We start from the raw sequence: 9033 nt of genomic DNA on the forward strand, positions 1-9033 counted from the left end.
TGCTGCTGGTGCCGGCCGCCCCGCGCGCGGCGCAGACGGTCACCATCCGCATGCGGGGCGACGCCAGGGGGGCGCATGTCGGCTTCGATCCGGTCGGCCTGCGGCTCCGCCCCGGCGATACGGTGCGCTGGCTGAACGTCGATCCGGGCAACGCCCATACCGCGACCGCCTACCATCCGGCGAACTTCGACCGGCCGCGGCGCATCCCGGCGGCTGCCCAGCCGTGGGATTCGGACTATCTGCTCGACAAGGAGAGCTTCGCGGTGACGCTGACGGTCGAGGGCATCTACGACTACTTCTGCGCGCCGCACGAGCACGCCGGCATGGTGGGCCGGCTGATCGTCGGCGATCCGGCGGCCGATTCCTGGATCGACGCGCCGGGCGCGGTCGGCGACCTGCCGGAGGCGGCGCTCGCGGCCTTCCCGACGGTCGCGGCGATCATGGACCGGGGCGTCGTGCCCGGCCAGGGATGGGCGTGATGCAGCTCGCCCGTCTCGCCCTTCCCGGGGATCTGCCCGACTCCGTGCTGGTCGACCGTGCCCGCCTGCGCGACGAGGCGGCGATCCGCGAGCTGATCCGCCGCCACAACCGGCGGCTCTTCCGTGCCGCCCGCGGCGTTCTCCGCGACGATGCCGAGGCGGAGGACGTGGTGCAGGCGGCCTGGGTGCGCGCCTTCCTCGCGCTCGACGGTTTCCGCAGCGAGGCGAACCTTGCCACATGGCTGACGCGGATCGCGCTCAACGAGGCGCTCGGGCGGGTGCGCCGGCGCAAGCCGGCCGTCGATCTCGACCGGCTCGACGAAGGAGGCATCGTCATGTTCCCGCTCTCCCCGACCCCGCCCGGCCCCGAGAGCGAAGCCGGCCGCGCCCGGGTGCGCGAGGTGCTGGAGCGGGCCGTCGACGGCCTGCCCCCCGCCTTCCGGACGGTCTTCGTGCTGCGGGCGATCGAGGGGCTCGACACGGAGGAGACGGCGGCGCTCCTCGGTCTCAAGCCCGAGACGGTGAAGACGCGGCTGCATCGCGCCCGCCGGCAGCTGCGGACGGCGCTCGAGCGCGAGCTGGCGCCGGCCTTCTCGGAGATCTATCCGTTCGGCGGCGCTCGCTGCGCCCGCACCGCCGACCGGGTGATCGAACAGTTGCAAAGGCTCCGGCCGTCCGGCGAGTAGCGCGCCTCACATGAGGGGGCAGCGGCGCGCCCGGGCGCGCCGCTGCGTTGCGCGCGTCACGAGGCGGTCGTGCCCCAGATCGCGCGATAGGCGTCGCGGTAGCCGTTGTCGGGGTCGAAGACATTCTCGGGCCCGCCGTCGAACTCGATGTTCTCCGGCGTCACCAGGTGGATGTCGGAGACGTAGCCCGACCATTCCTCGCCGGCGAAGGCGCGGTTGAGCTCGTCGACGAGCTGCCAGCCCTGCATGTGCAGCGGCTCGGGAACGGTCGCGGCCTGGTACTGGTTCGAGCGGATGCGCTGGAAGGCCGACTCCGAGCCGTCGCCGGCGGAGATGTTGTGCGGCGGGTCGCCGCCGTCCTTGCCGGCCGAGGCGAGCGAGGGGCCCATGAAATCGTAGTAGAGATCGTTCACCGCCAGCGAGTAGGTCCACTTGTCGCCGAAGCGCTGCAGGAGCGAGGTGGTGAGCTGCGGCATGCGGCTCGAGGCCTCGGTCATCGGGGAATCCTCGAGCACGAGGACCTCGCAGCCGGGGCAGCCCTCCTTGATCGCGGTCTCCATCATCCGCGCCTTGCCGATCGCCATCTCGTAGTTCGAGTCGCCGAAGATGACGACGCCGGCGGTGCCGCCCGAGTCGACGATGGCGAGGTCGGCCGCAGTCTGCGCCACGTCGGCGATGCGGGTGTTCACGTTGGCGAACATGCCGGTCGCCGGGTCGGGGCCCGGCTCGATCGTCGCGTGCCAGCCGACGAAGGGGATGCCCGCCTCCTTCACCTGCGCGAGCGCGGCGTTCTGCTCGATGGCGTCGAACCCGCCGACGATGATCCCGTCGGGCTTCAGCGCGATGGCCTGGCTCATCGCGGCGGTGCGGGCCGAGATGTCGCCGTGGCCGTCCATCACGCGCAGTTCCCAGCCGATCGCCTCGGCCGCCTCGGCGACGCCGCGCGAGACGCCCTCGGTGCCGCCGTTCCTGAGATCGCCGGCGACGTAGATGATCGTCTTGCCGGCCTGCGCCTTCGGGCCGGTGGTCGGGCCGTCCCAGACCCCGGCGCGCGCCGTCGCCTTCTCGATCCGCGCCTTGGCGGCGTCGAGGCTCGCGTCCGCGCTCGCCGTGCCGGCCAGGGCCAGCAGTGCGGCCGAGGCCATGAGCAGCCCTCTTGCCATTCGTCCCGTCATTCCGTCGTCCTCCCTGGTTGATTGGCTTCCGCCTGCGGATCGCCCGGATCGGGCGCCCGCACCTTCGTGGTCCGCTTGCGCTGGGCGTAGCCGGCGATGCCGATGGCCACGAGCAGCGTGAGACCGTTGAACATCGGCTCTACCCAGAAGGAGCCGCCGAGCTGCTGGATGCCGGAGATGCCGATGGCGAGGATCACCACCCCGATGATGGTGCCCCAGACGTTGACCCGCCCGGGCTTGATCGTCGTCGAGCCGAGGAAGGCGCCGACGAGGGCGGGCAGCAGGAACTCGAGCCCGACGCTCGCCTGGCCGATGCGGAGCTTGGAGGCGAGGAGGACGCCGGCCATGGCGGTCAGCACGCCCGACGTCACGAAGGCGGCCATGGTGAAGCGGCGGACGGGGATGCCGTTCAATGCCGCGGCCTTGGGATTGGCGCCGATGGCGTAGAGGTAGCGCCCGATCGGCAGGTACTCGAGCACGAACCACAGAACGACTGCGAGCGCGAGGACGTAGAAGCCGGTGATCGGCATGCCGAGGATGCGCATCCCGTTCAGGGCGAAGAAGCCGTCGGGCAGGGTGCCGATGATCTGCCGGCCATCGGAGTGCCACATGGCGACGGCGTAGAGCACCGTGCCCATGCCGAGGGTGGCGATGAAGCTGTCGATCTGCGCCACCTCGACGAGGAGGCCGTTCAGGAAGCCGACGAAGGCGCCGAGCAGGAGCACGATCACCACCGCGACCGGCCAGGGAACCCCGTACCAGACCTGCAGGCTGATCGCGAGGATGTGCCAGAGGACGACCCCGTAGCCCACGGTCAGGTCGATCTTGCCGGTCACCATCGGCACCATGGCCGCGAGGGAGAGGATGGCGATGATCGACTTGTCGGCGACGATCGAGCGGGCGTTGAGCAGCGTCGGGAAGGTGTCGGGGAGGAGCAGCGAGAAGAAGAGCGCGAGCAGGGCCGTGAGCACCACGAGCCCGTAGACCGGCAGGAGGCGCGCGAGCCTCTGTCCCGGTCCGAGCGTGGCGAGTTCCGCCCGCGTCGGCTCCAGGGCATCCGACTTGATCGAGTTGACCGACATGCGCGCTCCCTCAGACGGCTTCGGAGACCGAGGCCGCGGTGATGACCGCCTCGGTTGTGAGCGCCGGGCCGGCGAGTTCGCGCACGATCCGGCCGCGGCTGAAGACGAGCGCGCGGTGGCAGATCTGCGCGACCTCCTCGAAATCCGTCGAGACGATGATCACCGCGAGCCCGTCTTCGAGCGCCCGGGCGATCAGCGCGTAGATCTCCGCCTTGGCGCCGACGTCGACGCCGGCGGTCGGATCCTCGGCGATCAGGAGCCGTCGCGCGCTCGCCAGCCAGCGCGCGACGACGACCTTCTGCTGATTGCCGCCCGAGAGGGCCTCGATCGCCAGCTCGGGCGCGTTCGGGCGCAGGCCGACCCGTGCGCCGAGCGCCGCCGCCCGGTCCGCCTCATGGCGGGGGGAGAGGATCGAGAAGAGCCCGCGCCCGGAGGCGCCCGGGTTGAGGAAGATGTTCTCCCGCACGCTCAGCGCCGAGGCGACGGCCTCCTCGCCGCGGTCGCGCGCCACGAGGCCGATGCCCTGCCCGAGCGCCTCGACGGGGCTCGCGGCGCGCACCTCGCGGCCGTCGAGCCGGATGGTTCCGCTGTGGGGCACGACGCCGAAGAGCGCCCGCCCGATGTCCTCCTGCCCTGCGCCGCGCAGTCCGACAAGGCCGAGGAGCTCGTTGCGGCGGAGATCGAAGTCGATGGGGCCGACGCCCTCGGTGCGCAACCCGCGCACCTCAAGCCGCACGCCCTCGGACGGACGCTCCTCCCGCAGGAAGGCCTCGAAGGTCGAGCGCCCGACGATCAGGCGCACCAGGCCCTCCGGGGTCATCTCCGCGACCGGCCCCTCTCCGACGACCGCCCCGTCGCGCAGCACCACCACGCGGTCGGCCACGCGGAAGATCTCGTCCAGCCGGTGCGAGACGTAGATCATTCCCACGCCGCGCTCCCTGAGCGAGCGCATGACCGCGAAGAGCCGCTCGACCTCGTTGGCGGGAAGGCTCGCCGTCGGTTCGTCCAGCACGAGGAAGTCGCAGTCGGTGGCGAGCGCGCGCGCGATGGCGACGAGCGACTTCTCGGTGCGGCTGAGCGATTTCACTCGCGTCTCAGTGTCGATATCGCAGCCGACGAGGGCGAGCGCGGCCTCGGCCGCGCGGGCCGTCGTCTTCCAGTCGATCGCCCCGAGGCCGGCGCCGCGGCCGAACCCCTGGGCGAGCGCGACGTTCTCCGCGACCGTCATCCATTCCACGAGGCCGAGGTCCTGGTGGATGAAGGAGACGGGCTTGGCGCCGTCCCGCCCCGGCGGCCGGTCGAGGACGATCTCGCCCGAGTCGGCGCGGTGGATGCCGCCGAGGATCTTGATGAGCGTCGACTTCCCGGCGCCGTTCTCGCCGAGCAGCGCCACGATCTCTCCGGCCCGTACGTCGAAGCTGACGCCCTTGAGCGCCTTGGTGCCGCCGAATGTCTTTGCGACATTGTCGAACCGGAGCGTCGCACCGCCGCGCAATTCCGTCCCCCCTTCGCCGGCGGTTCTCGTCCTGCCGGATGTGCACGGCTCTCCGGCCGCTACCCGCGCAGTTGGCGTCCGGCATGCGCACCCTGTCAAGCCTGCCGGCGACGAAAAGCCGCGGCTGCTAGAGCACCGGGCCGAGCATGGCGACAGTGTTGTTCCAGATATGCCGGCGGCGCGACCAGCGCATGACGTCGGCGCTGTCGACCCGATCGGAGCGGGCGATGTAGCTCGCCTGGCGGGCGCGCATGGCCGAGGTGAGCGGGCGGTCGACGAAGAGGATGTTGTTCTCGAAGTTGAGCTCGAAGCTCCGCCGGTCGATGTTGGCCGAGCCGATCAGCGTCACCTCGCCGTCGACCGTCACCGACTTGGCATGCAGGAGGCCGCCGACGTACTCGTAGATCTTCACCCCGGCGTCGAGCAGCTGGGGGTAGTAGCTGTGGCTGGCCGCCGCCACGATCCAGCTGTCGTTCCGGGCCGGGAAGACAATGGTGGTGTCGACCCCGCGCCGGGCGGAGGCGCAGAGGGCGGCCTGGATCGGCTCGTCCGGGACGTAGTAGGGGGTGGTGATGACGAGCTCGCGGCGGGCGGCGTACATCAGGCTCTCGAACATCTCGGGCATCGCCGAGTAGCGGACGGTGGCGCCGCTGGCGATGACCTGGGCGGGGAAGCCTTCGCCGATCTCGAGCGGCTCCTCGAAGAGCGGCGAGAGGTCCTCCTTGGTGTGGGCCATCCAGTCGGTGGCGAAGACGTGCTGGTTCTGCCGCACGATCGGGCCCTCGAAGCGGATCATCGCGTCGACCCAGGGGGCGAAGCGCGGCTTCACCGCGAAGGCGGCGTCGGCGCAGTTGTTCGAGCCGCAGTAGGTGATGCGGTTGTCGATCACCACGATCTTGCGGTGGTTGCGCATGTCGATGCGGCCCTTGAGCGGGCGCGAGAGCGGGAAGCCGATGGGGAGCGCCGCGGCGAGGCGGACGCCCGCCTCGGCCATCGACCGCCAGTGCTCGGAGCGGATCATGGCGCGGGAGCCGAGGTCGTCGGCCATGGCGCGGCAGACGACGCCGCGGGCGGCGGCGCGCTTCAGCGCCTCGGCGACCTTGAGGCCGTTGGTGTCGGCGAGCCAGATGTAGAAGCAGATGTGGACGTGGCGCTCGGCGGCGTCGATGTCGGCGACCGTGTTGTCGATCACGTCGTCGCTGTCGCCGAGCAGGCGCCCGTGGTTGCCGCCGACGACCGGGAAGCCGGAGATCGACTGGCCGACACGGAAGAGCGGCATGAGGTGCGGCGGGACCCCGGCGTCCTCGCCCTCGCCCTCGTGCGGGCCTATGCGGGCGAAGGGTGCCAGGCGCTCCATAGCGCGCTTGAAGCGGGCGATGCGGCGGTGGCCGATGTTCGTCTCGCCGAAGAGGACGTAGGCGAGCATCCCGACCACCGGGGCGACGATGATGACGACGACCCAGGCGAGGCGAGAGGCGGGCTCGCGGTGCGGGCGCAGGAGGGCGCGGCCGACGAAGAAGACCTGCAGCGCGAGGTGCAGGGTGAGCAGGGTCCAGCCCGGCAGGTGGCCGAGGCTCCAGAGCCAGGCGGTCGTGTTCATCGGCGGGTCCGGGGTGCGCGGGTCAGGCCATCATCTCCTTGGTGGCCGTGAGCTTCAGCTCGGGCCAGTCGCGGGCGACGCGGTCGATGTCCCACTGCAGGCGGGTCATGTAGACTGGGTCACCGTCGTGGTCCTCGGCCATGTGGCCCTTGTTGGCCCGGGCGAAGGCGTCCACGCGGTCCTTCGGGCCGGAGAGCCAGCGGGCGGAGGTGAACTGGGTCGGCTCGAAACGGACCGGCAGGCCGTATTCCTGCTCGATGCGGGAGGCGAGGACGTCGAACTGGAGCGGGCCGACCACGCCGACGATCCAGCCCGAGCCGACCTGCGGCTTGAAGAGCTTGGAGGCGCCCTCCTCGGCGAACTGGTTCAGCGCCTTCTCGAGGTGCTTGGCCTTCATCGGGTCGCCGGCGCGGACCGACTGGAGGAGCTCGGGGGCGAAGGAGGGGATGCCGGTGAAGCGGATCGCCTCGCCTTCGGTCAGCGCGTCGCCGATGCGGAGCTGGCCGTGGTTCGGGATGCCGATGATGTCGCCGGCCCAGGCGTCCTCGGCCAGCGCCCGGTCCTGGGCGAGGAAGAGGACGGGGCTGGCGACCGTCATGGGCTTGCCGGTGCGCACCTGGGTGAGCTTCATGCCGCGCTGGAAGTGGCCGGAGCAGAGGCGGACGAAGGCGACGCGGTCGCGGTGCTTGGGGTCCATGTTGGCCTGCACCTTGAAGACGAAGCCGGTGACGGCGGGCTCCCAGGCACCGATGGCACGCGGCTCGGCGGGGTGGACGAGCGGCGGGGGGCCGTAGGCGCCGATGCCGGCCATGAGCTCCTGCACGCCGAAGGAGTTGATCGCCGAGCCGAACCAGATGGGGGAGAGGTTGCCGTCGAGCATCGCTTGGCGGTCGAAGGCGGGGAGGAGCTCGCGGGCCATGGCGACCTCCTCGCGCAGGGGGGCGAGGAGCGGGGCGGGGATGTGCGCCTCCATGGCCGGGTCGTCGAGGCCGCGCATGCTGATGCTCTCGGCACGGCGGTTGCGGTCGGCGCGGTCCATGAGCTCGAGACGGTCGTGGAGCATGTCGTAGCAGCCGAGGAAGTCGCGGCCCTGGCCGATCGGCCAGGAGGCGGGGCAGACGTCGAGCTGGAGCTCCTGCTGGATCTCGTCGATGATCTCGAAGGTGTCGCGCGCCTCGCGGTCCATCTTGTTGCAGAAGGTGAGGATGGGCAGGTCGCGCAGGCGGCAGATCTCGAAAAGCTTGCGGGTCTGGCTCTCGACCCCCTTGGCGCCGTCGATGACCATGACCGCGGCGTCGACCGCGGTCAGCGTGCGGTAGGTGTCCTCGGAGAAGTCGGCGTGGCCGGGGGTGTCGACGAGGTTGAACCACCAGTCGCGGAAGGGGAAGGACATGGCCGAGGCGGAGACGGAGATGCCGCGCTCCTGCTCGAGCTTCATGAAGTCGGAGCGGGTGCGGCGCGCCTCGCCCTTGGCGCGGACCTGGCCGGCGAGCTGGATGGCGCCGCCGTAGAGCAGGAACTTCTCGGTCAGCGTGGTCTTGCCGGCGTCCGGGTGGGAGATGATCGCGAAGGTGCGGCGCCGGGCGATCTCGGGCGGGAGCGGCGGCATGTTGGCGGTTCGGTCGAGCATGGGCTCGGGATATACGGGGGCGCGCGGCCGGTGGGAAGATCCCGCGGCGCCCCGGGGTTATCGCGGGCTATCGCGTCGGCAGCGCGGCGGCGAGGCGGGTCCATTCGGGCTCGTCGCCGGGGAGGCCGAGGCGGAGCCAGGTCGGGGACCAGGGGAAGACGCGGGTCCAGATGCGGGCGCGGGCGAGGCGGGCCTGCGCGGCGGCCGCGTCGGGGGTGGCGTAGGTGCGGAAGAGGGAGGTGCCGCCGACGAGGGGCCAGGGGGTGAGGGCGTCGAGGCGGCGGGCGTCGGCGGCGAGGCGGGGGCGGGGGGCCTCGGTCCAGGCGGTGTCGGCGAGGGCGGCGGCGCCGAGGGCGAGGGCGGGACCGCTGACCGCCCAGGGGCCGGCGAGATCGGCGAGGCGGGCGATGTCGGCCGGGGCGCCGAGGGCGAAGCCGAGGCGGAGGCCGGCGAGGCCGGTGAACTTGCCGAGCGAGCGGAGGACGACGAGGCCGGGTCGGCCGAGGTGCGGGACGAGGGAGAGCTCGGGGGTGGGGTCGGCGAAGCTCTCGTCGACGACGAGGAGGCGGGTGGTCGCGGCGAGGGCGAGGAGATCGCCGGGCCGGTGACGGCGGCCGTCGGGGTTGTTCGGGTTGACGACGACGGCGGCGTCGGCGCCGGCGAGGGCGGCGGGGTCGCCGGGTTCCTCGACCTGCCAGCCGGCGGCGCGGAAGGCGGCGGCGTGCTCGTTGTAGGTGGGCGAGAGGATGGCGGCGCGGCCGGTCGGGGCGAGGCGCGGCAGGAGCTGGATGGCGGCCTGGGCGCCGGCGAGTGGCAGGCAGGCGGCGGCCGCGGGCGCGGCGTAGGCGGTGCGGGCGGCGGCTTCGGCGGCGGCGAAATCGGCCGC

General features: G+C 71.8%; 8 protein-coding genes. 2 read left to right on the top strand and 6 right to left on the bottom strand.

What is annotated here, in order from left to right:
* Nucleotides 1-479, top strand: a 479-nt coding sequence (locus Q0112_RS00185; protein WP_297970042.1) for a plastocyanin/azurin family copper-binding protein, incomplete at its 5' end; no start/stop codon positions are given.
* Nucleotides 479-1165, top strand: a complete 687-nt coding sequence (locus Q0112_RS00190) for an RNA polymerase sigma factor (RefSeq protein ID WP_297970043.1) — start codon at nt 479-481, stop codon at nt 1163-1165. The genes Q0112_RS00185 and Q0112_RS00190, both read left to right, overlap by 1 nt.
* 56 nt (nt 1166-1221) lie before the next feature.
* On the opposite strand, the gene Q0112_RS00195 is transcribed toward Q0112_RS00190, so the two are convergent.
* The 6 genes from Q0112_RS00195 to Q0112_RS00220 form a co-directional block, all read right to left on the bottom strand.
* Nucleotides 1222-2340, bottom strand: a complete 1119-nt coding sequence (locus tag Q0112_RS00195; RefSeq protein WP_297970044.1) for a substrate-binding domain-containing protein — start codon at nt 2338-2340, stop codon at nt 1222-1224.
* The gene (locus Q0112_RS00200) at nt 2337-3422 is read right to left on the bottom strand and encodes an ABC transporter permease (protein WP_297970045.1); all 1086 of its coding nucleotides are present in this window, start codon (nt 3420-3422) and stop codon (nt 2337-2339) included. Before Q0112_RS00200 ends, Q0112_RS00195 begins: the two co-directional genes overlap by 4 nt.
* A gap of 10 nt (nt 3423-3432) precedes the next feature.
* Nucleotides 3433-4917, bottom strand: coding sequence for a sugar ABC transporter ATP-binding protein (locus Q0112_RS00205; RefSeq protein ID WP_297970046.1), 1485 nt, complete (start codon nt 4915-4917; stop codon nt 3433-3435).
* 127 nt (nt 4918-5044) lie between these two features.
* Nucleotides 5045-6517 carry a cardiolipin synthase gene (gene cls, locus Q0112_RS00210; RefSeq protein ID WP_297970047.1) on the bottom strand — a complete coding sequence of 491 codons (1473 nt, stop codon included), beginning with the start codon at nt 6515-6517 and terminating at the stop codon, nt 5045-5047.
* Nucleotides 6518-6539: 22 nt separating this feature from the next.
* Nucleotides 6540-8147: a peptide chain release factor 3 gene (locus tag Q0112_RS00215; RefSeq protein WP_297970048.1), complete on the bottom strand. Its 1608-nt coding sequence runs from the start codon at nt 8145-8147 to the stop codon at nt 6540-6542.
* Between the two features lie 67 nt (nt 8148-8214).
* A partial coding sequence (locus tag Q0112_RS00220; protein ID WP_297970049.1) for an aminotransferase class I/II-fold pyridoxal phosphate-dependent enzyme occupies nt 8215-9033 on the bottom strand: 819 nt, incomplete at its 5' end.

Source organism: uncultured Amaricoccus sp., assembly GCF_937858865.1.
Classification (GTDB): Bacteria; Pseudomonadota; Alphaproteobacteria; order Rhodobacterales; family Rhodobacteraceae; genus Amaricoccus.